Raw genomic sequence first — 23067 nt, 5'->3', positions numbered from 1 at the left:
GCTTCCGCAACTTCGAGCACTACCGCCTCCGCATGCTCCTCATCACCGGTGGACTCGACGCCTCACCCCACACTCAACTCTGAAGAGCCGGTTATCCAGTTCGGGACTTAGTTTCGCAGGAAGAAGGATCGATTCTGATTCAACCAGATGTTTGACATTAAGACCCATTCTTGCTGCGTGTCCTTTTAGGACAGCAAGGTCGGAATTCCTGCAATCCTTTAGAGTCTCGATCACTTCGGCCCAGCTGGTAGAATTTTTCACCGCATCATCAAGGTCGCGGTCCGTCCACCGTCGCTGACCTCTGAAATGGCCATAGTCGACGCCAAGACGATCTGCATGCGCGCGGGCCGACCTCATAGCGCTTGCAGATGTGCCCGCCAAGCCAAGTTCGCGCAGCACGGCTCGCCATGAACTTGCACCCTTGATGGCATCAACGAGCTGCGCATCCGTATAAGTCCGTTGTCTCGCCATGGTTGGAGACTAACTAGAGCTTCTGACACCCATAAGAATTAGGGGAAGCACGCGTTGGAGTGGCAAGAACAAAAAATGCAAGAGTCCCGGTGGGAACCTTCCCACCGGGACCAACTGGTCGGGCTGACAGGATTTGAACCTGCGACCCCCTGACCCCCAGTCAGGTGCGCTACCAAGCTGCGCCACAGCCCGCGACCATGTCCGGTACTGGGAACCAGTCCCGAACACCAGAGATACATTACCCCACCGTCGATCGAAATTCACATCGACAGGCCCGGCACCAAGAACCCGCCTCCGTGTTGCCCACGGGATCCACCCTGCGCGCCCGTATGCACGGCGGGAGCTCGGCCACTGCATTCTCATCGACGGTAAGACCCGCATCCCCACCGAGAAGGGAATCTAATCGACGTTGCGACCCGGATTGTGAGGATTCCTGGTCGCAATGTCCATCAGATTGCGAGGGTCCGCGGAGAGTGGTCGGAACGTCGATGAAACTGCACCTCCCGAAATGGCCACGGTCATACCGTCGATACGACTGCAGCCCGGGAGCGGCCATGGTCGTACCGTCTACCAGCGTGCACCCCGCTCCCCCGCACACAGCACCATCCGCACTGCAGCAACAACAACACCGGGCCACCCCGCGCAAAACGGGACGACCCGGCGTCGTCGTCGGTCAGGAGGAGCGGCAGGCGAACCCGCCGACACCCCGGAAAAGGGCTACTTCTTCCGCTGCCGCTTCTCGCGCACGCGCATGGTCACGTCGATGGGCGTGCCCTCGAAACCGAAGGTCTCGCGCAGGCGGCGCTGGATGAAGCGGCGGTAGCCGGGATCCAGGAAGCCGGTGGTGAACAGCACGAACTTGGGCGGGCGTGAGGAGACCTGCGTGCCGAACAGGATGCGGGGCTGCTTGCCGCCGCGCACCGGGTGCGGGTGGGCGGCCACGAGCTCGCCCAGGAACGCGTTGAGGCGCCCGGTGGGAATGCGCTTGTCCCACGAGTCCAGTGCGGTGTGCAGCGCGGGTACCAGCTTGTCCTTGTGCCAGCCGGTCTTGGCGGAGATGTTCACGCGCGGGGCCCATGCCACGTGGGCCAGGTCGCGTTCGATCTCGCGTTCCAGGTAGAACCGGCGTTCGTCGTCCAGCAGGTCCCACTTGTTGAACGCGAGCACCACGGCGCGGCCGGAGTCCACGGTCATCTGCAGAATGCGCACGTCCTGCTCGGAAAGCATCTCGTCCACGGCCAGCAGCACCACGGCCACCTCGGCACGCTCCAGAGCGGACTGGGTCCGCAACGATGCGTAGAAGTCAGCGCCCTGTTGCAGGTGCACGCGGCGGCGGATACCGGCGGTGTCGATGAAGCGCCACGGCTCGTCGCCCAGCATCACGATCTCATCCACCGGGTCACGAGTGGTGCCGGCCAGCTCGTCCACGACCACACGGTTCTCGCCGGCCATCTTGTTCAGCAACGAGGACTTGCCCACGTTGGGGCGACCCAGCAGGGCCACGCGGCGGGGGCCGCCCTCAACCTCCGGTTCGGCCACCTCGGAGTATTCCGGCAGCGCGTTGACCAAGGCGTCCAGCGCGTCGCCGGTGCCCATGCCGTGCAGCGAGGACACGGGGAACGGCTCCCCCATGCCCAGCGCCCACAGCTCGGAAGCGGCGATCTGCAGCTGCGGCGAATCGGCCTTGTTGGCCACCAGGATGATCGGCTTCTTCACGCGTCGCAGCATGGAAACCACAGCCTCATCGGTTGCAGTCACGCCCACGGTCACGTCCAGGACCAGCAGCACGGCGTCGGCGTTCTGCACGGCCACCTCGGCCTGCTCGGCCACGCGGGCGTGGATGCCCTTGGCGTCGTGCTCCCAGCCGCCGGTGTCCACCAGCGTGAAGTTCTTACCGGACCATTCGGCCTTGTAGGACACGCGGTCACGGGTCACGCCCGGGGTGTCCTCCACCACGGCCTCGCGGCGGCCGATCACGCGGTTGACCAGCGTGGACTTACCCACGTTGGGTCGGCCGACCACGGCCACCACGGGATCCGGGAGACGCGTTTCGCGTTCGTCGTCCCAGCCGTCCCACTCATCGAGCAGCGCGGCGTCTTCCTCGTCCAGCTCGTAGTCGGACAGGCCCGTGCGCAGGGCCTCGGCGCGGCGCTCTGCCTCGTCGTCGTCAATGGCGGCCAAGCGCTCGGAAATATCTTCCTGGCCACCGCCCAGTACGGATTGCTCGTACGGGTCAACCTTGTTCTCTTCGGAACCGGTCATGGCTACCTCACTTACTCTGGGCGGGGGCGCCCGGGGATTGATCGGGGCCGGCGGCCCGTTCGGTCATGGTTTCGGTGGTGCGGATCACCAGATCGATCACGCCCTGCACGGTCTGCTCCATGCTCAGTTCGGACGAATCCAGCAGGTGCACGCCGTCCTGCGCTTCGGTGAAGTTCACCACGGTCGAGTCCTTGGCGTCACGACCCACCACTTGATCTTTCAAATTCGACGACGCCGCCGCGCCCAGTTGCTTGCCTCGCCGCGCCAAACGCGCTTCCTCCGAGGCGGTCAACAGAATGCGCACGGTGGCATCCGGTGCCACCACGGTGGTGATGTCGCGGCCCTCGGCCACCATGCGGTGACCGGAATCGGCAACGATCTGGCGCTGCATAGCTACCAGCACCTCACGAGCCGGAACGGTCGTGGCGATCGCGGACACGTTGTTGGTCACGTCGTCCCCGCGGATCTCGGATCGGACGTCCTGGCCGTCCACGGTGATGCGCTCCCCGTTGGGGTCGGTGCCCATGTCCAGGGGAACGGAGCGGGTGGCCTGCACAATGGCGTCCGCGTCCGTGAGGTCCACGTTCGTGTGCAGGCACCACCAGGTCACGGCGCGGTACATCGCACCGGTGTCCAGGTAGGCCAGGTTGAAGCGGCGCGCCACTTCCTTGGACACGGAGGACTTCCCGGAACCGGAAGGTCCGTCGATGGCGACCACCAATCGGGCGTTCTCATCGCGTGCGTCCATTACTGCACCACCTTCCAGTTGCGTTCGTTCAAAGCGTTCACAAGTTCCTCGCGACGGTTCGGATCCACGGAGACCACCACCAGTCCCACCGGTTGACCCGGCGAGTGCTCGAGTCGCATGTCTTCCAGGTTGATCCCGTCCTCACCGATCTCGGTGAGCAACCGAGCAATGGTGCCCGGGGTGTCGTCCACGGCCACGGTGAGCGTGGCGAACGCCCTGGGAGCGCCACCGTGCTTACCGGGAATCCGAGCTTGGCCTGAGTTGCCCTCGGCCATGAGCTGGGCGATATCCAAGCGAGCACCACCGGCCATCGGGTTCTCCAGGGTGGAGATCAGCCGATCGAGATCCGTGCGTACCTCGTGGAGGGATTCCACGATGGGACGTGCGTTGGCGGAGAGGATCTGCACCCACAGCGACGGATCGGAACCCGCAATGCGCGTGGTGTCCCGCAGCCCCTGTCCGGACAAGGACAAGTGGTGCAACGGGGTGTCCTGCAGGCGGGAGGCCAGCAGCGAGGACATCACCTGCGGCAAGTGCGAAATCAGCGCCACGGTCTCATCGTGCTCGGCCGCATCCATCACGGTCACGGTCGCGCCCAGGTCCACCGCCAAGTTTTTGGCGGTGGTGACGGCTCGCGCGCTGGTCGTCTCGGTCGGGCAAATCACCCACGGCATGGATGTGAACAGCTCACCGCGGGCCGCCACGGGACCGGACTTCTCACGTCCGGCCATGGGATGCGTGCCTACGTAGCGAGACAGGTCCGCCCCGGCCGCAGCGACGTCGTCGAGGATCGAGGACTTTACCGAGGCGATGTCGATGACCACGGCGTCCGGGAAATCCGACAGCGCCTCGACCACGAGCTCGGCGACCACGTCCGGCGGAGCGGCCACGACCACGAGTGCAGGATCCGACAGCGTCTGACCCGCCTCGTGAACGGCACGGACGGACTGGCCCGCGCCGATGTCCTGAGCCACGGCCTCCGTGGTGGGCGAGGCATCGCGCACGTACACGCGCACGCCCAGGTGCTGGAGCCCCAGACCGATGCTGGCGCCCAGAAGCCCCGCACCGATCACCAGAACCGGTCCGGACGTGGACGCGATTGCTGGAACCACCGTTACATCCCCACCGATGCGAGCAGGGTGCCCACCTCGGTGTGGGACAGCTTGCGCACCACACCCTGGCGCTGATCACCAATGGCGATCGGGCCCACCTGGGTACGGGCGAGCCGCTCGACCGGGTGGCCCACGGCGTCGAACATGCGGCGGACAATGCGGTTGCGACCGGTGTGCAGCACGACCTCGATCAGCACGTGACCGGGCTTGGAGTCGATGAGCTTGAACGAATCGACCTTGGCAATGCCGTCCTCGAGCTTGATGCCTTCGCGCATCTGCTTGCCCACGCCCTTCTCCACGGGGCCGTGCACCTGGACCAGGTAGGTCTTGGGCACCTCGTAGGAGGGGTGGGTCAGGCGGTTGGTGAGTTCGCCGTCGTTGGTGAGTAGCAGCAGGCCCTCGGTCTCAACGTCCAAGCGACCCACGTGGAACACGCGCTCGTGCTTGCGGACGTCCAAGAAGTCACTTACGCAACGGCGGCCGTCCGGGTCCTCCATGGTGGAGACCACGCCGGCAGGCTTGTTGAACGAGTAGTAGACGAGCTTCTCGTCGGTCTGGATGCGCATGCCGTCCACGTGAACGCTCTGCAGCGCGGGGTCCACGCGCACGCCCAGTTCGTTGACGATTTGGCCGTCCACTTCCACGCGGCCGTCCAGGATCATTTCCTCGCACACGCGCCGCGAGGCCACACCTGCCTGGGCCATGAGCTTCTGCAGGCGCACGCCGTTCTCGTCGTGGGCTTCCAGACGATCGACGGGCGGGTTCTTGGGACGACGCCGCCGGTGCGGGCCGTGCTCCTTGATCGCCGAGGCGCGGCGCTCGTACTTGTCCACGCCGCCAAAGGCGCGAGGCTTCTGCGGACCCTTCTGACCCGCCGAAGCCTTGGGCTTACCGGGCCCGGACTTGGGTCCGGTTTTCGGACCGGACTTGAAGCCGCCCTTGGTGCCCGCTTTGGAGCCCTTGCCGCGACCCTGCGGACCGCGAGCGCCGCCGCCGGGCTTGCCGCCGCCGCGGGGTGCTCCGCCGCGGGATGAGTTGTTGCGTGATTGAGCCATGCTGAAATCAGTCCTCTAAGTCTTCAAGTTGGTCGGTTCCGGGCAGGAGCGGGGCAATGTCTGGCAGTTCATCCAGTGAACCGAGACCCAGCTTTTCCAAGAACAAGGGGGTGGTGGAGTAGAGCACGGAACCCGTGGATTCCTCGCGTTCGTGTGCTGTGAGCAAGCCGCGCTGCACCAGGGTTCGCACCACGCCGTCCACGTTGACACCGCGGATCGCTGAGATCCGGGAGCGGGACACGGGTTGCAGGTAGGCCACCACGGCAAGGGTTTCCAGGGCCGCTTGCGACAAGCGCGAGCTGCTGCCTTCCACCACGAAGTCGGTCACGAGCTGGGCGTACTCACTGCGCGAGTAGATGCGCCAGCCGCCGGCCACTTGGCGCAGTTCGAATCCGCGCACTCTGGAGGCCGACCCTCCATCGTATCGGAGGTCAGGCGATTCCGGAGGGGCTACGGGAGTGGGACCGATCACGCCGTCGTACTCGGCTTTCAGGTATTCCAGGCCGCTGCGCGCCTCGTGCACGGGCACGTTGAGGGTCCGGGCGAGTTCTTCTTCTCGGACGGGGGCGGCGGCCACCATGAGGACGGCCTCGAGAGCCGCGTGGATATCGGTCGGGGGTTGTTCGTGTGGTTCGTCTACCACGCTGACATCATCTCCTTCGGTACGGTTCACACCGATCCATGACGTGTCTCATTGTTTCAGGTTTTTGACGCCGCCGTTGCCAGGGGGCTACTCCCCCGCGCCGTTCTCGCTCGGGGCGGGGTCCTCGTTCGGCGTCTCGGCACCCGCGTACTCGCTGTTGAGCCCCTCCGAGGTCCAGTCGTCCGGCCCGTCCCAGCGCACGAGCAGTGGGCCGAGGACTTCATCCTGGCGGATCCGGACCACACGGTCGCGGAACATTTCGAGGATCGCCAAGAAGCGCACCACAATCACCAGGGTGGAATCCGCGTCCGCGATCAGGGCGGCAAAGCTGTGGTCCTGGCCGTCCTTGAGGATTTCGGCCATGGTCTCGGCCTCGTCCGCCACACGCACGGCGGCACCGTGCAGGTGCTCCACGTTGACCTCGTCCGGCACGTGCCGTTCGGGGTCCAGCGCGACGACTGCGAGCTGTGCGAATTGCTCAGGCGTCAGCGTCCACTTCAACGGCGGCAGCGCGGTGGTCACCGCTGGGTCAAGGTCCACCTGGCGCGGGATCCGCACGGACTCCGCACCGAAGCGCCTATTCAGCTGCCCGGCCACTTCCTTGAACGCCTTGTACTGCAGCAGACGCGCGAACAGCAGGTCGCGGGCTTCCAGAAGTTCGACGTCGTATTCGTCCTCCACCTCGCCGCGCGGCAACAAGCGTGCGGCCTTGAGATCGAGCAGAGTCGCCGCGACCACCAGGAACTCGCTGGCTTCATCCAGAGCTTTAACCGAGCCCTCCTCCTGGAGAGCTTTCACGTAACGGATGAACTCGTCCGTGACCACGGACAGCGCCACGTGGGTGATGTCCATTTCGTGCTTGGCGATCAGAGAGAGCAGCACGTCAAAGGGGCCCTGGAAGTTTTCCAGGGCCACTTTGAATCCGGTGTCCGAGTTCGTGGGAAGCTCGGCGACAACGCTCATGCTCGTGAGGTGACCTCACGCGAGATCAGGCCGCGAGCGGCGTCGGCGGTGGTGATCACGGCGCTCCGCCGCGGCTGATCAGCTCGCGCGCGAGCTGACGGTAGGACTCGGCACCCGGGTGGTTCGTGGCGAAGTTGAGGATCGGCTCGGCGGCCACGGTGGCGTCCGGGAACTTCACGGTGCGCTTGATGACGGTGTCGAATACCTTGTCGCCAAAGGCATCCACGATGCGTGCAATGACCTCTCGCGAGTGCAAGGTGCGCGAGTCGAACATGGTGGCCAGCACGCCGTCGATCTGCAGCTTGGGGTTCAAGCGGTCTTGGACCTTCTCGATGGAGTCCACCAGCAGCGCCACGGCGCGCAGGGCGAAGAACTCGCAGATCAGCGGGATGATCACACCGTGCGAGGCGGTCAACGCGTTGACGGTCAGCAAACCCAGGGACGGCTGGCAGTCGATGAGGATCACGTCGTAGTATTCCTCGACCTTGCGCAGCGCCGAGGACAGCACTTGCTCGCGGGCGACCTCGGTGACTAGCTGCACCTCGGCCGCGGAAAGGTCGATGTTGGCCGGCAGCAGGTCCACGTTGGGCACGTGGGTTTCCTGCACCACGTCCCACACGTCCACCGAGCGGTCCATCATCACGTTGTAAATGGTCAGATCCAGCTCGTGCGGGTTGGAACCGAAGCCCGCGGACAGCGCGCCCTGCGGGTCGAAGTCCACCAGGAGCACCTTGCGGCCGGTTTCCGCGAGCGCGGCACCCAGGTTGATGGTGGAGGTGGTCTTACCCACGCCACCCTTCTGGTTCACCATGGCGATGATGCGGGCGGGACCGTGGTCCTTGAGTTCGGGCGGATCCGGGAAGGTGCGCAACGGACGGCCGGTGGGGCCTACGGCGCCCGATGACCGGTCATCGAGCTCAGGGAACCTCTCGTCACTGGCTTTGCTCACGTGCTACGGCCTGCTTTCCTCAAGTCACTGGTCAGGTCTCAACGCACTACACTACCGCCGTCACGCGGGAGTGAACCAACCGAGGTGGAACCCGATACGACCTGCGGTTGTTCGACCAGGGCTTCTTCTACCCTGTTCGACCGGCCGTTGACCGCCGCAGCCCAGCACGCTGCCGTGAGGACTGCAAGCGCTACGGGCACCCCGCGATTGACGAAGAATTCGTGGATCTGGGAGTGGTTGCTCACCACGATGTACCAGAACGCCGGGATCAGCATGGGCAGTGCGAGCACTCCCGCGACCTTCAACCGTTGGACTCCCCCGCGGCGCCCTGCCAGCGCCAGGGCAATTGCGGCCGCGATGAGACAACCGAAGAAGACGAACGGGGCGGTGGGTATCTTCTCCCACCAGTAGACGACGTTACTGGCCACCCCGGCTCCGAACACGTCAGAGACACCGCTGTGGCTGCCTCCCGTCCGGAAACCGACGTTTTGTTGCACCATGGCGATCGTCTCGCCGATGCCCATGAACACCGCACCGAAGATCCAGCGGAACACCCAGGTGAGACCGAACGCGGCGGGCCACACTACGGCGGCGAGCACTCCCCACGTCGCGGTGCGTTTCATGTTCCTGTCCTGGAACCAGACTGCAGCCGCCAAGACGAACGCGGACATCGCCCACGGGATGGACGGGGTGGTCAGTAGGTCCACGTAGCAGAACAGCGCCGCACCGACGCCCGCGCCCAACAGGCCCAGGTAGGTGGACCTCGTGAATCCCACCACGGTGAGGATCACCGATAGGAAAATGAACGTGATGGCAATGGATTGGCTGAACGATGTGGACGGTGTGGAGAGCATGTTGGTCCCCACCACGAAGGGCAGGAACAACGCCACGGCCACCGCGGTGGATGTTTTCGAACGGACCAAGAGAATGGCCGCGAAAAGTGCGGTGATCATCAGAGCGCCGGCAACGATGCGCAGTCCCTCGAGCCCCACTGTGGCCAGCAAGGGTCGAGTCAGGATCGTGTACCCGGCCCAGTACTTGTAGTAGTTGTTGTCCTCGAAGACCTTGCCCTCTGCCAAGTCCAGGATGTCCTGCTTGCCACCGGCACAGTTGTCGATCCGCGGCATGCGAGCGGCCCTGCTCAGAGCGGATTCATCCGGGGAGGCCCCCAATCCGGTCCCCACGACCACGCATTCGGTGAACGTGTCCGACTGCGTGCCCATGCGGTCCGGGATCCCGCTCGGACCGTAGGTGTTGTTCTCGATCGACGAGACCAGGTTGTCCACGATCGGCTTGTCCGGAACCGACTGACCGACAATCAGGAACCCGAACAGCACGAATTGCAGAGCCACCAGCACCCCGGTGCCTTTGAGGAACGGACGCCAGCGCCAGTCCGTCCTGATGCGCTCGACCGTTTCCCTGTTGACGTAGCGGGTCACTACTTCTCGGTTCATGTAACGGGAAAGGTCCATCAGGCACCATCCTTGACGCTCATGCGGTCAATGGCCGGTTCACGCCGCGGGGACTTCACCCCGACCGGCGGGGCCGGCAACCGGAGGTAGAACAGACGCGAGGCCTCACGCCGGATCTTGACCTGCCCGTTGAGCAGCACCCCCATCAGCAGGAACACCCCGGACAGGATGAACAGCGCGGAGGCCAAGAACGCCGTGGGGAAACGCGGGACCATGCCCGTTTGGAAGTACTCCACGACAACCGGCACGCCGAAGATCAGCCCCAAGGCGGCGAGGATTCCTGCGAAGACGCCCGTCACCAGGAACGGACGTTCGTGGAACAGCAGCTGGGAGAAGATGCCCAGAATTCGGAAGCCATCGTGATAGGTCCGCAATTTGCTCTCCGTGCCCTCGGCGCGGTCACGGAAGCCCACTTCCACTTCCGTCTGCGGTACGCGCGCATTCACTGCGTGGATCGTCAGTTCCGTTTCAATCTCGAATTCGCGAGACAGCGCCGGGAAGGACTTTACGAAGCGGCGTGAGAACACCCGGTAGCCACTGAGCATGTCGGTGACTTCGCGCCGGAACGCGAAGCTGACCATGGTGTTGAAGAACTTGTTGCCCGACTCGTGGCCGGAGCGGTACGCGGTATCGGATACCTGTCGGCGCACGCCCAGCACGTGATCGAACGGGCCGGCCAGGAGGGTGTCGATCATGGCCGGGGCGTCTGCCACGTCATAGGTGTCGTCGCCGTCGATCAGTAGGTAGATATCCGCGTCGAGGTCGGCGAACGCGCGCCGCACCACGTTGCCCTTGCCCTTCTCCGTCTCGTAGCGCACGTGCGCTCCGGCCTCCGCCGCGGCCTGGGCGGTTCGATCCGTGGAGCAGTTGTCGTACACGAACACGTCGATACCGGGAATGGTCTCGTGCAGATCAGTGACCACCTTGGCGATGGCCGCTTCCTCGTTATGACAGGGAACGATCGCAATAATGCGGGGTGAGCTGGACATGGGCACCTTACTCAGGGGGTGGGGGGCAGCCTTCAACGACCCGCGGGATGAGGCGGGGAGAGCAATTGAACGGTGCGATCCACAGGAGCCTTAGTGGACCAAAGTATTTCTAACACGAAATGTCCCCTCCGGTCGGCGACCGGAGGGGACATGACGAGTCTTGGAGCGACGTCGGCGATCAGTCAATCAGCCGTTCTGGGGGCTCAGGGGCTTGACCTCGGGATTGCCCTCGAGCGCTTGCTCGGCGGAGTTGGGTGAGGCGTGCGGGTCGGCCACCAGGGATTGCTCGTCGAAGGGCTCCTGCCCGGCGAGCACACGGTTCACGCGTTCCTTGTCGACCTGCTTGACCAGGGTGCCGAGCACCACGGTGGCCACGGCGTTACCGGAGAAGTTGGTGAGTGCGCGGGCCTCGGACATGAAGCGGTCGATGCCGACGATCAGACCCACACCGTCCACCAGGTCGGGGCGGTGGGACTGCAGACCGGCGGCCAGGGTGGCGATACCGGCGCCGGAGACACCGGCCGCGCCCTTGGAGGCGATGATCATGAACAGCAGCAGGGTGATCTGCTCCCCCAGGGCCAGCGGGGTGCCCATGGCATCAGCCACGAACAGCGCGCCCATGGTCAGGTAGATCGCGGTGCCGTCCAGGTTGAAGGAGTAACCGGTGGGAACCACGACGCCCACCACGGGCTTGGAGACACCCAGGTGCTCCATCTTGGCGATGAGTCGGGGCAGAGCGGCCTCGGAGGACGAGGTGGAGAAGATCAGCAGGTACTCGCGGCCCAGGTACTTCATGAGCTTGAAGATGTTCACGCCGGAGACGAGCTTGAGGATCAAGCCCAGCACCACCACGATGAACAGGATGCAGGTGACGTAGAACGCGGCCATCAAGCCGATCATCGAGATGATCGCCTGCATGCCGGTCGCGCCGACCACACCGGCGATCGCGCCCAGGGCGCCGATCGGGGCAACCCACATGACCATCATGAGCAGGCGGAAGACCACGGCCTGGATGTAGGTCACGGCCTTGAGCACGGGCTTGCCGGACTCCCCCATGGCCTGCAGCGCGAAACCGATGAGCAGCGCCACGAACAGGGTCTGCAGGATGTTTCCCGCGGTCAGTGAGGACAACAAGGTGGTGGGGATGATACCCAGCAGGAACCCGATGGTTCCCTCTTCACCGTGATCGGCGGTCGAAGCCAGCCCGGCGGAATCGTAGCTCGCGTTGGCCAGGTCCAGACCGCTACCGGGCTGCACGATGTTGCCGACCACCAGGCCGATGAACAGTGCGAACGTGGACATGATCAGGAAGTAGGCCAGGGCCATGCCACCCACCTTGCCCACGGTTGCGGCGTGAGCGATCGAACCGACGCCCAGCACGATGGTGCAGAAGATCACCGGAGCGATCATCATCTTGATCAAGGCGATGAACGCGGTACCCAGGGGCTTCAGCGTGACCGCGAAATCGGGGACGATCAGACCGAGCAGGGCTCCGATGACCACACCGGCGATCACGAAAATGTAGAGGTAGTGGGTCCGGTCTTTCTTGGGCTTACGCTGCGCCCCACCGGACACGGTCTGCGCTGACCGCGGTGCCGCTGAATTATCGGCCATGATGGCTCCTTAGAACACGAGTGCTGGAATAGTGACTAGCCTCACGCAGGGCTGTGAGTTCTGTCGCGTTGTGTTCATACTGTTCATGGCGCCCGTCACAGTCCTGTCCTGGCGGGCCGGTTCGGAAAGCTGCGGAGGTGCGTGTGTCACTCGCCAAGCGATTCCTGGCGCTCCAGCTCGGCTTGGTGATCGTCATTTCCGTGGTCGTGGCCTTGGTGATGATCCAGCAGACCCGCTCGTGGGTCACCTTGCGCGCGGAGTCGGTGACCCGCGCGGCGACCTCCGTGATGGCCCAGGATCCGTTCGTGCGCGACGGCATGAAGTCCGAGGACCCCACCGCCCGCCTGCAGGCCTACGCGCATCGGATCGAGGACGAATCCGACATCGATTTCGTCACCCTCATGACCCCCGAGGGCACCCGCCTCACTCACGCCATCCCCGAATTCGTGGGTCACGAGTATTCAGGCGATCGCTCCCGCGCACTCGCGGGCGAGACGTACACGGTCACCGAAACCGGTCAGCTGGGTCCCTCCGTCCGCACGATCGCCCCCATCTTTGACACCGACGGCTCGATCGTGGGTCTGGTGTCCAGCGGCGTGCTGCTGAATCAGATCGCTCAGGAGAACCGGCAGCAACTTCCGGGGCTGGCGTTGATTGTCCTGGCGTTGCTCGTGATGTCTTCGCTGGTCAGCTACGTCTTGGCCCGCTATCTCAGCCGCGCCACCAACGGTCAGGCACCCGAATCACTCGTGCGTTCACAGGCCCTCAACCGCGCCGTTCTGGCCGAAGCTCGGGAGGGTCTCGTCCTTCTCGATCAGCTCGGCCGCCCCGTGCTCGCCAACTTACGCGCCCGTCACCTGCTCGACATGAAACCCGCCGCCGACGACGCCGCCCAGGCCCAGCGCCGTCGTTCCGTCACCCTGCGTCGCAGGAACGAACCGCTGCCGACGGAAATCCTGCCGACCGTGATCCGGGAACTCGTCGATGGCCAACGGGAGTTCTTGGACGAGTGGTGCACCGTGGGAACCCGGACCTTGATCGTCTCGTGTGTGAAGGCCTCGCGTGATTCCAAGCTGCGGGTGCTGATCGTTCAGGATCACACCGAACTGACTCGGCTGTCCGGCGAGCTGGATACCGTGCGCACCATGGCCGCAGGACTGCGAGCGCAAACCCACGAACACGCCAATCGAATGCACACGGTGGTGTCCCTGCTGGAGCTCGAGCGGTATCCGCGGGCTCTGGAGTTCGCCGCGTCCAATCTGACCGTGACCCGTGATCTGGGCACCACGGTCACTGAATCCGTGGCCGATCCCTATCTCTCCGCTCTGTTGCTCGGCAAGACCGCGGAAGCCCATGAGCGCGGCGTGGACCTGCAGGTTGTCGTGCACGGTGAGATACCGGCATCCACCGCGGATCCGTCAGAGGTGGTGAGCGTGGTCGGGAACCTGGTGGATAACGCGATTTACGCGGCGGCGTCCAACCAAGACCGGGAAGAACCGGCGGTCGAGGTGGAGCTGGCCCCGTCCGAGCGCCCCGGCTACGTGCAGCTGACCGTGGCGGATACCGGCCCCGGCGTTGATCCCGAGGTCGCCGACTCTCTGTTCGACCGAGGAGTCTCCACTAAACCCATCGGCGGGTCCATGCGCGGCGTGGGGCTGCACCTGGCGTATCAGATCACCGAGTCCTGGGGAACGCGCCTGAGCTTCGTCAACGATGCCGGTGCGGTCTTCACCGTGGAAATCCCGGTGCACGACTCGGCCCGCGATGCGGAAGAGGACGACTCATGATCAATGTGTTCGTCGTGGACGATGAAGAACTCACCGCGGCCGCTCACGCGGAGTACGTCAAGCGCTGTCCGGGCTTCCGGGTGGTGGGCGTCGCCCTGACCGGGCAGGCTGCGGCCCGAGCCATCATCCAGAAATCCACGGGGCCGGAACCGGTGCACTTAGTGCTGCAGGACATCAACCTTCCGGACATGTCCGGGCTGGACGTGGCACGCACGCTCCGCGCTCGCCGGGTGGATGTCGACTTCATGATCGTCAGTGCCCACCGTGATGCGGGGACCGTACGCGGGGCCACGGCGCTGGGAGTGGTCGGTTACCTGATCAAGCCGTTCACGTTTGCCGTCTTTGAGCGCAAATTGGCCTCCTATGCGGAGTACCACCGATTGCTCTCGGCAGCCACACCGGCTACCACTACGTTCGACCAGGACGAACTCGACCGGGCCTTCGCGACCATGCAGGACCAATCGCCACCCAAGGTTCCCAAGGGGCTCTCCCCCGAGACCCTGGGTTCCTTGGTCACCGCGTTGCAGGAGGCCGGACAATTCCGCTCGGCCGCCGAGCTGGCCAAGGACTTGGGGCTGTCCCGAGTCACGGCCCGGCGTTACCTGGAACACCTGACCGAGAAGGGAACCGTTCAACGGCGCTCCCGGCACGGCACTCCCGGACGCCCCGAGTTGGAGTACGGCTGGAACGGGTGAGCTCTCAGATCCCGAAGGGCTCCGCGTATTGAACCAGTCCGCCGGGAACCGGATTGGTGCCGTCCAAGGACAGCACCATGAGTGCCTCCTCGGGGACATCGATGCTCAGGTGCACACCCGATGCAGAAGCCCTCTCGAAGCCGAACCTCGGGTAGTACTCCGGGTGGCCCAGGACCACGACGAACTTTTCCCCTCGATCTGCAGCTGCGTGCAGCACGGCCGTCGTCACGGCCGTGCCCGCTCCCCCGCGTTGCTGATCGGGCAGCACCGAACACGGGGCCAGGCACAGCGCGGGAACGTCACCGATGTGACACCGGGTCAGTAACGCGTGAGCAACCACCGCGCCGTCCTGATCTTCCGCGACGTAGGACAACCCCTCGAGCCATGCGGAGTCGTTGCGGAGCGCGTCCACCAGGTCGGCTTCTTCTGTGGTCGGAAATGCTTGTTCGAGCACGGTCCGGACCGCGGCACAATCCCGTTGCATTTCCGGTCTGACGGCCCATTCCACGGTGTTGGTCATGCAACAGAGTTAACCAGAAGCAGCCGGGGACGTAGCCCCGGCTGCTTCTGCTCACATCACGGTTACTCAGGACTTGGGTGCCAGGATCGAGTGCAGCGCCTCCAAGACCGAATCGTCCTCAATGGTCGAGGGCACCGAGTACTTCTCGCCGTCGGCCATCTGGCGCATGGTCTTGCGCAAGATCTTGCCGGAGCGGGTCTTGGGCAGCGCCTCCACCACGGCCACGTCCTTGAAGTCGGCCACGGGACCGATGCCGGAACGCACCAGCTTGACCAGATCCTTGGCCAGCTCGTCCTCGCTGATCTCGGAGCCGGTCTTGAGCACCACGTAACCGGAGGGCCGCTGGCCCTTGAGCGGGTCGTTGACACCGATCACCGCGCACTCGGCGACATCCGGGTGTGTGGCAACGATTTGTTCCATCTGGCCCGTGGACAAGCGGTGGCCGGACACGTTGATCACGTCGTCGGTACGGCCCATCACGTAGACGTAGCCGTTCTCGTCAATGAAACCGGAGTCACCGGTTGCGTAGTAGCCCGGGAACGCCTCGAGGTAGGAGGAGATGTAGCGATCGTCGTCGCCCCACAGGTTAGCCAACGTGCCGGGAGGCAAGGGCAGCTTGACCGCGATGTTGCCTTCTTCGCCCTGCGCCACGGGATCACCCAGGGGATCCAGGATCTCCACGTTGTAGCCGGGTACCGGAACCGTGGGCGAGCCAGCAACGATCGGCAGCTTCTCGATACCGAACGGGTTGGAACAAATGGCCCAACCGGTTTCGGTCTGCCACCAGTGGTCAATCACGGGAACGTCGAGTACCTTGGCCGCCCAGTGATAGGTCTCCGGATCGAGGCGCTCGCCGGCCACGAACAGAGCCTGCAGCGAGGAGATGTCGTAGTCCTTGACGAAATCACCCTCGGGGTCCGCCTTACGAATCGCACGCAGGGCCGTGGGAGCGGTGAACAGCGCCTTCACGCCGTGATCGTTGACGCGCTTCCAGAACGCACCGGCGTCAGGGGTGCCCACGGGCTTGCCTTCGTAGAGCACCGTGGTGGCCCCCACCAGTAGCGGCGCATAGACGATGTAGGAGTGGCCCACGACCCAGCCGACGTCCGAGGCGGTCCACATGACCTCCCCCTCGCCCACGTCGTAGATGTTCTTCATGGACCACGTCAGTGCGACCGCGTGGCCGCCGTTGTCACGCACCACGCCCTTGGGCTTACCGGTGGTGCCGGAGGTGTACAGGATGTAGAGCGGATCGGTGGCCGCCACGGTTACAGCGTCCGCGGGTTCGGCGTTTTCCAGAGCCTCGGTCCAGGACAACCACGCGGGGGCGTTCTCCTCGCCTTCGGCACGCTCACGTGCGTTTGCCACGGAGTTCTCGAAACCCTCACGTTCGTGGACCAGGATCGCCGACGGCGCGTGGTCACTGATCTCGATGGCCTCCTCAACGGAAGGGATGTACTCGATCCGTCGCTTGGGCTCCACACCACCCGAGGTGGTCACGATCACGGTGGGCTTGGAATCGTCGATGCGGCTGGCCAGCTCACGGGGTGCGAATCCACCGAACACCACGGAGTGGACAGCACCCAAGCGAGCACACGCCAGCATGCCAACCACGGACTCCGCGATCATCGGCATGTAGAGGAGGACACGATCGCCCTTCTTGACGCCCTGGTCCGCGAGCGCACCGGCGAACAGCTTCACGCGTTCCAGCAGCTCGCTGTAGGAGATCTCTTCCTGGATGCCCAGCACGGCCGAGTCGTAGATCAGGGCGGTGCGGTCCCCGTGGCCGGCTTCGACGTGGCGGTCCAGCGCGTTGACACTCGTGTTCAGTTCCGCATCGGGGAACCAACGGTAGATAGGAGCCCTCGAGTCGTCGAGGGCCTTGGTGGGCGGGGTGACCCACTCGACGGCCTGTGCAGCATCGAGCCAGAATTGCTCCGGGTTGCTGACACTGTTCTCGTAAACGGATGCGTACGTAGCCTGGGACATGGTCTCTCCGACATCATTGTTGGACTCGCTGAATTGCCTTGGTTCCAGGCTAGTGTTGTGAGTCACACCTTTCAATAGGTTTGTATACACAGATTCCACATTCCCGGAATATCTCCCAAAAGACTCGCCTGTTTCAGTCTTCTGTGTATACACTCGGGGTGTTCGATGCGATTCACGAGGAGGTGTCATGCGAGCTGGAGAACGCGCTTATCAAGCTTTGCGCGCAGACATAGTCGAATGGCGCTTGCTGCCCGGACAGGTTCTGGGCGAGGTCGAGCTCTCCGAGCGACTGGGCATCTCCCGCACGCCGGTGCGCGAAGCGCTGTCCCGTCTCACCGCGGACGGCTTGACCGAACCGCACAGCGGCCGCGGCGTCGTCGTTGCAACCATCTCCGCGGAGGATGTCCGATCGCTCTACGAATTCCGCGACAGCCTCGATTGTCGAGCAGCCGAACTGGCTGCCCGCCGCGGCGACCCGGAAGTGTTCCGCGCACTGGCAGGGGAACTTCTCGAAGCCCTGGAGGGCCTCACCAGCGACGACGACCCGGACCACGTCTCGTACTACGAACTGGTCCAGCGCATGGATGCCGCAATCGATGAGGCCGCCGCCAATCCGTTCCTGCGACAGGCCCAGGCAGGCGTGCGACTGCACCTGGCCCGCGTCCGCAAGCTCTCCAAGTCGGACCCGCGGCGCCTGGCATCGGCCGCCGTCGAACACCAGCGCATCGCCCAAGCCATCGCCGACGGCGATCCCGCCTTGGCCATCGCCACCACCCGCGTGCACCTGAGCAACGCCCTGCAACACGCTTTGAACACCAAAGAATTGGCGCCGGTGCGGCCCGCCGCATCGTAACCACAACACCTGCTACACCCGCGCGGCGCCGACCGGTCCGCGCGTAACGGATCTGAGGAAGGACTCCCCGTGACCGTCAAGCACACCGTACGTACGTACTCGTCCAAGGAAAATCTGCCCCGTGAGGAGCAGCTGGCCTACAAACTGGCCAAGGTGGCCACCGACCCGGTCGAGGTCGATCCCGAGGTTGTCGATATGGTCATCAACCGCATCATCGACAATGCTTCGGTCGCCATCGCTTCCCTGAACCGTGCGCCCATCGTCTCGGCCCGCACCCAGGCACTGGGCCACAAGGTCACCGAAGGCTCCGGCTTCACGGGCAACGGTGCCCTGTTGTACGGCGCTCCGGACAACAACGCTGCGGTCTCCCCCGAGTGGGCCGCTTGGGCCAACGGTGTGGCCGTGCGCGAGCTTGACTACCACGACACCTTCCTGGCCGCCGAGTACTCCCACCCCGGCGACAATATTCCCCCGATCCTGGCCGTGGCCCAGCACGTGGGCAGCAACGGCAAGGACCTGATTCGCGGTATCGCGACCGGTTACGAGGTCCAGGTGGACCTGGTCAAGGGCATCTGCCTGCACGAGCACAAGATCGACCACATCGCTCACATCGGCCCGTCCGCGGCCGCCGGTATCGGCACCCTGCTGGGTCTGGACACCGAGACCATCTTCCAGGCCATCGGCCAGGGCCTGCACACCACCACCGCAACCCGCCAGTCCCGCAAGGGCGAGATCTCCACATGGAAGGCACACGCACCCGCATTCGCCGGCAAGATGGCCATCGAGGCCGTGGACCGTGCGATGCGCGGCCAGACCTCCCCCACCCCCATCTACGAAGGCGAAGACGGTGTGATCGCGTGGCTCCTCTCCGGCCCCGAGGCCTCCTACGAGGTGCCGCTGCCCGAGCAGGGTGAGGCCAAGCGCGCCATCCTGGACACCTACACCAAGGAACACTCCGCCGAGTACCAGGCACAGGCCTGGATCGACCTGGCACGCAAGCTGCACAAGGAACACCCCGAGGTCGCGGACCCCACCAACGTGAAATCCATCTTGATCAAGACCTCACACCACACCCACTACGTGATCGGTTCCGGCGCCAACGACCCGCAGAAGTACGATCCCAAGGCCTCGCGCGAGACCCTGGATCACTCGATTCCTTACATCTTCACGGTTGCCCTGCAGGACGGCGCGTGGCACCACGTGGACTCGTACGCTCCGGAGCGTGCCGGCCGCGAGGACACCGTGGCCCTGTGGAACAAGGTCACCACCGAAGAGGATCCCGAGTGGACCCGTCGCTACCACTCCCTGGACATCTCCGAGAAGGCCTTCGGCGGTTCCGTGGAGATCACCCTCAACGACGGCACCGTGATCACGGACGAGATCGCCGTCGCGGACGCTCACCCGCTGGGTGCCCGCCCGTTCGCTCGTGAGCAGTACATCAACAAGTTCCGCACCTTGGCCGAGGGCCTCGTGGCACCGGAAGAGATCGAACGGTTCCTGGACGCCGTCCAGCGCCTGCCCAAACTCGAAGCCGGTGAACTGGGCCAACTGAACATCGTGGCGGCCGTGGACCTGGAGAAGGCCCAGAAGGGAATCTTCTAAATCATGTTGTATTCAAAAGTCACCCCCGCAGAAAAGCGCGTGGCGTTCCGCAAGGCACTTGCCGACCCGAAGGTCGCTCAGTTCCCCGGTGCGTTCACCCCGCTGTCCACCAAGCTCATTCAGGAACAGGGCTTCGAGGGCGTGTACATCTCCGGTGGTGTGCTGGCCAACGAGTTGGGTCTGCCCGACATCGGGCTGACCACGCTCACCGAGGTGGCCACCCGCGCCGGTCAGATCGCTCGCTCCACCGACCTGCCCGCGCTGGTCGATGCGGACACCGGTTTCGGTGAGCCCATGAACGTGGCCCGCACGGTTCAGGAACTCGAGGACGCCGGCCTGGCCGGTTGCCACATCGAGGACCAGTTCAACCCCAAGCGTTGCGGCCACCTGGACGGCAAGAACGTGGTGGACACCGCCACGGCCACCAAGCGCATCAAGGCCGCAGTGGAGTCCCGCCGCGACGACAACTTTGTGATCATGGCTCGCACCGACATTCGCGGTGTTGACGGTCTGGAGGCAGCCATCGACCGCGCGAAGGCTCTCGCCGACGCCGGTGCGGACGTCATCTTCCCGGAGGCCATGGCCGACCTGTCCGAGTTCGAGCGCATGGCCGAGGCCTTGGATGTTCCCATCCTGGCCAACATGACCGAGTTCGGTAAGTCCGACCTGTTCACCAAGCAGGAACTGCAGGACGCCGGGGTGTCCATGATCATCTACCCCGTGTCCCTGCAGCGTCAGGCACTGGGCGCGATCGAGCGTCTGCTGACTGCCATCCGCGAGGACGGCACCCAGCAGGCCGAGGTGGAGAACATGCTCACCCGCAAGCGCCTGTACGAGCTGGTGGACTACAACGGGTACAACCAGTTCGACTCCGGAGTGTTCAACTTCGAGGTCCCGGGCACGCCCGGTAACTAATCGTTCGCCTACGACGCCGCTGCCCAGCGGCGTCGTAGGCTTTCTAGTGATCGACCACACACGAAGAAGGAGGTCACCATGACCGAAACCGAGATTCGCAAGGGTCTTGCCGGCGTCGTCGCCGACACCACCGCTGTGTCCAAGGTCAACGCCGAGACCAACTCGCTGCTGTACCGCGGTTACCCCGTTCAGGAACTTGCCGCCAAGTGCTCCCCCGAGGAAGTCGCGTTGCTGCTGTGGACCGGTGAGTTGCCCTCGGAGGAAGAGCTCGCCGATTTCAAGAAGCGCGAGCGCGCCAACCGCGCGTTGACCCCGGAACTGAAGAAGATCGTCGACGCCCTGCCCACGGACTGCCACCCCATGGACGTGTGCCGCACCGCCGCGTCCGTGATCGGCGCCCAGCACCCGGACGCTGAGGATTCCTCCCCCGAGGCGGAGCTGCGCAAGGCGCAGGAACTGTTCGCCGTGATGCCCGCCGTGGTCTGCTACGACCAGCGACGCCGCCGCGGCGAGGAACTCATCGAGCCTCGCGACGACCTGGACTATTCGGAGAACTTCCTCTGGATGGCCTTCGGTGAAGAGGCCGCGCCCGAGGTCGTGGACGCGTTCCGCGTGTCCATCATTCTGTACTCCGAGCACTCCTTCAACGCCTCGACCTTCACCGGCCGCGTGATCACCTCGACCCTGGCCGATCTACACTCGGCCGTGGTTGGTGCGATCGGTGCCCTCAAGGGTCCGCTGCACGGTGGCGCGAACGAGGCCGTCATGCACACCTTCGAGGAACTGGGGATCCGCAAGGACGAATCCGCCGAGGACGCCGAGAAGCGCGCCAAGGAATGGATGGACAAGGCTCTGGCCGAGAAGAAGAAGGTCATGGGCTTCGGCCACCGCGTGTACAAGCACGGTGACTCGCGCGTGCCGACCATGCAGGACGCCCTGTTCCGCATGCTCGATTACTACGACCGCCCCGAGATCCTGGGTCTGTACAACGGTCTGGCCAAGTCCATGGACGAAGCCAAGTCCATCAAGCCCAACCTGGACTACCCGGCCGGTCCCACGTACTGGCTCATGGGCTTCGACATTCCCACGTTCACACCCATCTTCGTGTGCGCCCGCATCACCGGCTGGACCGCACACATCATGGAGCAGCGCGCTTCCAACTCGCTGATCAGACCGCTGTCCGAGTACGACGGACCGGAAGAGCGTCACCTGGACTAAGCGCTCACCCGCGCCCAGGTACACAGAAGTCCCCGGGATTCACGCCATGACCGTGAGTCCCGGGGACGTTTCTCTGTTGTGACAGCCAGTCAGGTGCGCTGGTGCCCTGCCTGGTCTGACTGCCCTGATTGGCTTGGCTGCGCCGCAAGCAACCTCAGTAGCGAGGTGCGTTGGGCAGGCCCAGGTAGCCCTCCAGGGTGATGTAGCCGTTGTTCTTCAAGCTGTTGGACGTGGGCGTTCCCACGTAGCGCAGGTGCCACGGTTCGTAGGCGTAGCCGTGAGTCCCGGTGTAACCGCTGGGGTAGCGCACCACAAAGCCGTACTTGTGGCCGTTGGCGGCCACCCAGCGGCCCTGGGGTGTGTTGCCGAAGCAGGCCTGCAGTCCGCACACTCCCCCGGGTGCTCCCACGTCAATGGCCAGGCCGGTCTGGTGCTCCGAGTATCCGGGACGCGCGGAAATAGTGTCCGCGGTGGCCTGTCCGTACATCGCCACATAGTTCCAGTACAGGCTGTTCTGGGTCGAATAGGAGCGGTAACCGCTGACCGGCACCAGGGTTACACCCTGGTTGGCCGCAGCCTGGCTCATCCGCTGATAGGCGGCCGCAGCGTCACTGCGCAGCTGCACCCCACCGCCCACGTTCCACAGGGGCCCGGGACCGTAGGCCCGAGGGTTCAGGGGCCGCTTCTTGTTCACAATCACGGACGAGCTGGTGGCACGATCGATGTCTCGACTGACCGTGGTGCCCTTGCCCTTGGTCCACCGGATGATGCCGCGCTGATAGTGGACCACGCACGAGTTGCCGCTGCAGGTTTCGCGCACCTTGGGGTATCCCAGGTTGCCGTGCTCGGAGCCCTCGACCCGCCAGCGCTGCAGGATGCCGCCGCGCTGCGCGCGGGCACCCGTGCTGGGAGACCAGTGGATGGTGCCGCCCTGGTACTGCCGGTAGCAGCCGGCGTCGCGAAGACCGCAGCGTTCGGAGGACGTGGCTTTGCCCAGCCATCCGCTGGCGCCCCCCAGCGAACGGTACTCGTTGTCGATACCGGCCCCGGCCATGGCGGGAGCGGTTCCCAGCATGGAGAACACCAACGCCAGGAGTGCGGAGAAGAGGACCGTTCGAGACATCTGTTTACGCGGCATGCTCCCAGGGTAGTCCGGGCGTGGCGTCAGGAACCCGAAATTAGGTTTAATTTTCGGCGCAAATCTCCAAGT

Annotated in this window: 19 protein-coding genes and 1 tRNA gene; 6 read left to right on the top strand and 14 right to left on the bottom strand. The window is 64.5% G+C overall.

What is annotated here, in order from left to right; translation table 11 throughout:
* Positions 1–586: 586 nt before the first annotated feature.
* From RF638_RS13685 to RF638_RS13635, 11 genes are all read right to left on the bottom strand, one after another.
* Positions 587–663: transfer RNA gene (locus RF638_RS13685), tRNA-Pro, on the bottom strand.
* 525 nt (positions 664–1188) lie between these two features.
* Positions 1189–2733: a ribosome biogenesis GTPase Der gene (gene der / locus RF638_RS13680; protein ID WP_368842248.1), complete on the bottom strand. Its 1545-nt coding sequence runs from the start codon at positions 2731–2733 to the stop codon at positions 1189–1191.
* Positions 2734–2740: 7 nt separating this feature from the next.
* Positions 2741–3481: a (d)CMP kinase gene (cmk, locus tag RF638_RS13675; RefSeq protein WP_368842247.1), complete on the bottom strand. Its 741-nt coding sequence runs from the start codon at positions 3479–3481 to the stop codon at positions 2741–2743.
* Positions 3481–4593 (bottom strand): prephenate dehydrogenase, encoded by a 1113-nt coding sequence (locus RF638_RS13670; protein WP_368842246.1) that lies wholly within the window; start codon positions 4591–4593, stop codon positions 3481–3483. The genes cmk and RF638_RS13670 overlap by 1 nt, the downstream gene beginning before the upstream one ends.
* 2 nt (positions 4594–4595) lie before the next feature.
* Positions 4596–5648 carry a pseudouridine synthase gene (locus RF638_RS13665; RefSeq protein WP_129701124.1) on the bottom strand — a complete coding sequence of 351 codons (1053 nt, stop codon included), beginning with the start codon at positions 5646–5648 and terminating at the stop codon, positions 4596–4598.
* A gap of 7 nt (positions 5649–5655) precedes the next feature.
* Positions 5656–6291 carry an SMC-Scp complex subunit ScpB gene (gene scpB / locus RF638_RS13660; protein ID WP_223286600.1) on the bottom strand — a complete coding sequence of 212 codons (636 nt, stop codon included), beginning with the start codon at positions 6289–6291 and terminating at the stop codon, positions 5656–5658.
* 87 nt (positions 6292–6378) lie between these two features.
* Positions 6379–7254 carry a ScpA family protein gene (locus RF638_RS13655; protein WP_129701128.1) on the bottom strand — a complete coding sequence of 292 codons (876 nt, stop codon included), beginning with the start codon at positions 7252–7254 and terminating at the stop codon, positions 6379–6381.
* 55 nt (positions 7255–7309) lie between these two features.
* Positions 7310–8203: a ParA family protein gene (locus tag RF638_RS13650; protein WP_095798347.1), complete on the bottom strand. Its 894-nt coding sequence runs from the start codon at positions 8201–8203 to the stop codon at positions 7310–7312.
* A 38-nt stretch (positions 8204–8241) separates the two neighbouring features.
* Positions 8242–9675 (bottom strand): hypothetical protein, encoded by a 1434-nt coding sequence (locus tag RF638_RS13645; RefSeq protein WP_368842244.1) that lies wholly within the window; start codon positions 9673–9675, stop codon positions 8242–8244.
* A complete protein-coding gene (locus RF638_RS13640; RefSeq protein ID WP_368842242.1) occupies positions 9675–10664 on the bottom strand; it encodes a glycosyltransferase in 990 nt (329 codons plus the stop codon). The genes RF638_RS13645 and RF638_RS13640 overlap by 1 nt, the downstream gene beginning before the upstream one ends.
* Before the next feature lie 186 nt (positions 10665–10850).
* Positions 10851–12278, bottom strand: a complete 1428-nt coding sequence (locus tag RF638_RS13635; RefSeq protein ID WP_173674322.1) for a cation:dicarboxylase symporter family transporter — start codon at positions 12276–12278, stop codon at positions 10851–10853.
* Between the two features lie 143 nt (positions 12279–12421).
* On the opposite strand from RF638_RS13635, the gene RF638_RS13630 reads away from it, so the two are divergent.
* Positions 12422–14065: an ATP-binding protein gene (locus tag RF638_RS13630; protein ID WP_368842240.1), complete on the top strand. Its 1644-nt coding sequence runs from the start codon at positions 12422–12424 to the stop codon at positions 14063–14065.
* A complete protein-coding gene (locus RF638_RS13625; RefSeq protein WP_095798343.1) occupies positions 14062–14760 on the top strand; it encodes a response regulator in 699 nt (232 codons plus the stop codon). Before RF638_RS13630 ends, RF638_RS13625 begins: the two co-directional genes overlap by 4 nt.
* Before the next feature lie 4 nt (positions 14761–14764).
* Here RF638_RS13625 and RF638_RS13620 read toward each other — a convergent pair whose 3' ends face one another.
* On the bottom strand, positions 14765–15280 hold the full coding sequence (locus RF638_RS13620; protein WP_173674321.1) for a GNAT family N-acetyltransferase: 516 nt from the start codon (positions 15278–15280) through the stop codon (positions 14765–14767).
* Positions 15281–15346: 66 nt separating this feature from the next.
* Entirely contained in the window at positions 15347–17269 is a 1923-nt protein-coding gene (locus RF638_RS13615; protein WP_095798342.1) for an AMP-binding protein, read from the bottom strand.
* Positions 17270–17456: 187 nt separating this feature from the next.
* Between RF638_RS13615 and RF638_RS13610 the strand changes: the two genes are divergently transcribed.
* From RF638_RS13610 to RF638_RS13595, 4 genes are all read left to right on the top strand, one after another.
* Positions 17457–18122, top strand: coding sequence for a GntR family transcriptional regulator (locus RF638_RS13610; RefSeq protein ID WP_095798341.1), 666 nt, complete (start codon positions 17457–17459; stop codon positions 18120–18122).
* 69 nt (positions 18123–18191) lie between these two features.
* Positions 18192–19724: an MmgE/PrpD family protein gene (locus tag RF638_RS13605; protein ID WP_129701138.1), complete on the top strand. Its 1533-nt coding sequence runs from the start codon at positions 18192–18194 to the stop codon at positions 19722–19724.
* 3 nt (positions 19725–19727) lie between these two features.
* Complete coding sequence (prpB, locus tag RF638_RS13600) at positions 19728–20639, top strand: methylisocitrate lyase (RefSeq protein WP_095798339.1); 912 nt, start codon at positions 19728–19730, stop codon at positions 20637–20639.
* 78 nt (positions 20640–20717) lie between these two features.
* Positions 20718–21857: a bifunctional 2-methylcitrate synthase/citrate synthase gene (locus RF638_RS13595; RefSeq protein WP_095798338.1), complete on the top strand. Its 1140-nt coding sequence runs from the start codon at positions 20718–20720 to the stop codon at positions 21855–21857.
* A 154-nt stretch (positions 21858–22011) separates the two neighbouring features.
* Here the strand turns inward: RF638_RS13595 and RF638_RS13590 are convergent, their stop codons facing one another.
* Positions 22012–22995 carry a D-alanyl-D-alanine carboxypeptidase family protein gene (locus tag RF638_RS13590; protein ID WP_095798337.1) on the bottom strand — a complete coding sequence of 328 codons (984 nt, stop codon included), beginning with the start codon at positions 22993–22995 and terminating at the stop codon, positions 22012–22014.
* Positions 22996–23067: the final 72 nt, after the last annotated feature.

It is taken from the genome of Kocuria sp. CPCC 205235, from assembly GCF_040980905.1.
Lineage (GTDB): Bacteria > Actinomycetota > Actinomycetes > Actinomycetales > Micrococcaceae > Kocuria > Kocuria carniphila.
Note: the sequence above shows the minus strand (reverse complement) of the source record. Positions and strands in the feature narration are given on the sequence as shown.

What these genes read in the sequence shown, in the direction of transcription:
- der (WP_368842248.1), bottom strand. Translation starts at nt 2,733, where the DNA reads ATGACCGGTTCCGAAGAGAACAAGGTTGACCCGTACGAGCAATCCGTA.
- cmk (WP_368842247.1), bottom strand. Translation starts at nt 3,481, where the DNA reads ATGGACGCACGCGATGAGAACGCCCGATTGGTGGTCGCCATCGACGGA.
- RF638_RS13665 (WP_129701124.1), bottom strand. Translation starts at nt 5,648, where the DNA reads ATGGCTCAATCACGCAACAACTCATCCCGCGGCGGAGCACCCCGCGGC.
- RF638_RS13655 (WP_129701128.1), bottom strand. Translation starts at nt 7,254, where the DNA reads ATGAGCGTTGTCGCCGAGCTTCCCACGAACTCGGACACCGGATTCAAA.
- RF638_RS13645 (WP_368842244.1), bottom strand. Translation starts at nt 9,675, where the DNA reads ATGGACCTTTCCCGTTACATGAACCGAGAAGTAGTGACCCGCTACGTC.
- RF638_RS13640 (WP_368842242.1), bottom strand. Translation starts at nt 10,664, where the DNA reads ATGTCCAGCTCACCCCGCATTATTGCGATCGTTCCCTGTCATAACGAG.
- RF638_RS13635 (WP_173674322.1), bottom strand. Translation starts at nt 12,278, where the DNA reads ATGGCCGATAATTCAGCGGCACCGCGGTCAGCGCAGACCGTGTCCGGT.
- RF638_RS13625 (WP_095798343.1), top strand. Translation starts at nt 14,062, where the DNA reads ATGATCAATGTGTTCGTCGTGGACGATGAAGAACTCACCGCGGCCGCT.
- RF638_RS13620 (WP_173674321.1), bottom strand. Translation starts at nt 15,280, where the DNA reads ATGACCAACACCGTGGAATGGGCCGTCAGACCGGAAATGCAACGGGAT.
- RF638_RS13615 (WP_095798342.1), bottom strand. Translation starts at nt 17,269, where the DNA reads ATGTCCCAGGCTACGTACGCATCCGTTTACGAGAACAGTGTCAGCAAC.
- RF638_RS13610 (WP_095798341.1), top strand. Translation starts at nt 17,457, where the DNA reads ATGCGAGCTGGAGAACGCGCTTATCAAGCTTTGCGCGCAGACATAGTC.
- prpB (WP_095798339.1), top strand. Translation starts at nt 19,728, where the DNA reads ATGTTGTATTCAAAAGTCACCCCCGCAGAAAAGCGCGTGGCGTTCCGC.
- RF638_RS13595 (WP_095798338.1), top strand. Translation starts at nt 20,718, where the DNA reads ATGACCGAAACCGAGATTCGCAAGGGTCTTGCCGGCGTCGTCGCCGAC.
- RF638_RS13590 (WP_095798337.1), bottom strand. Translation starts at nt 22,995, where the DNA reads ATGCCGCGTAAACAGATGTCTCGAACGGTCCTCTTCTCCGCACTCCTG.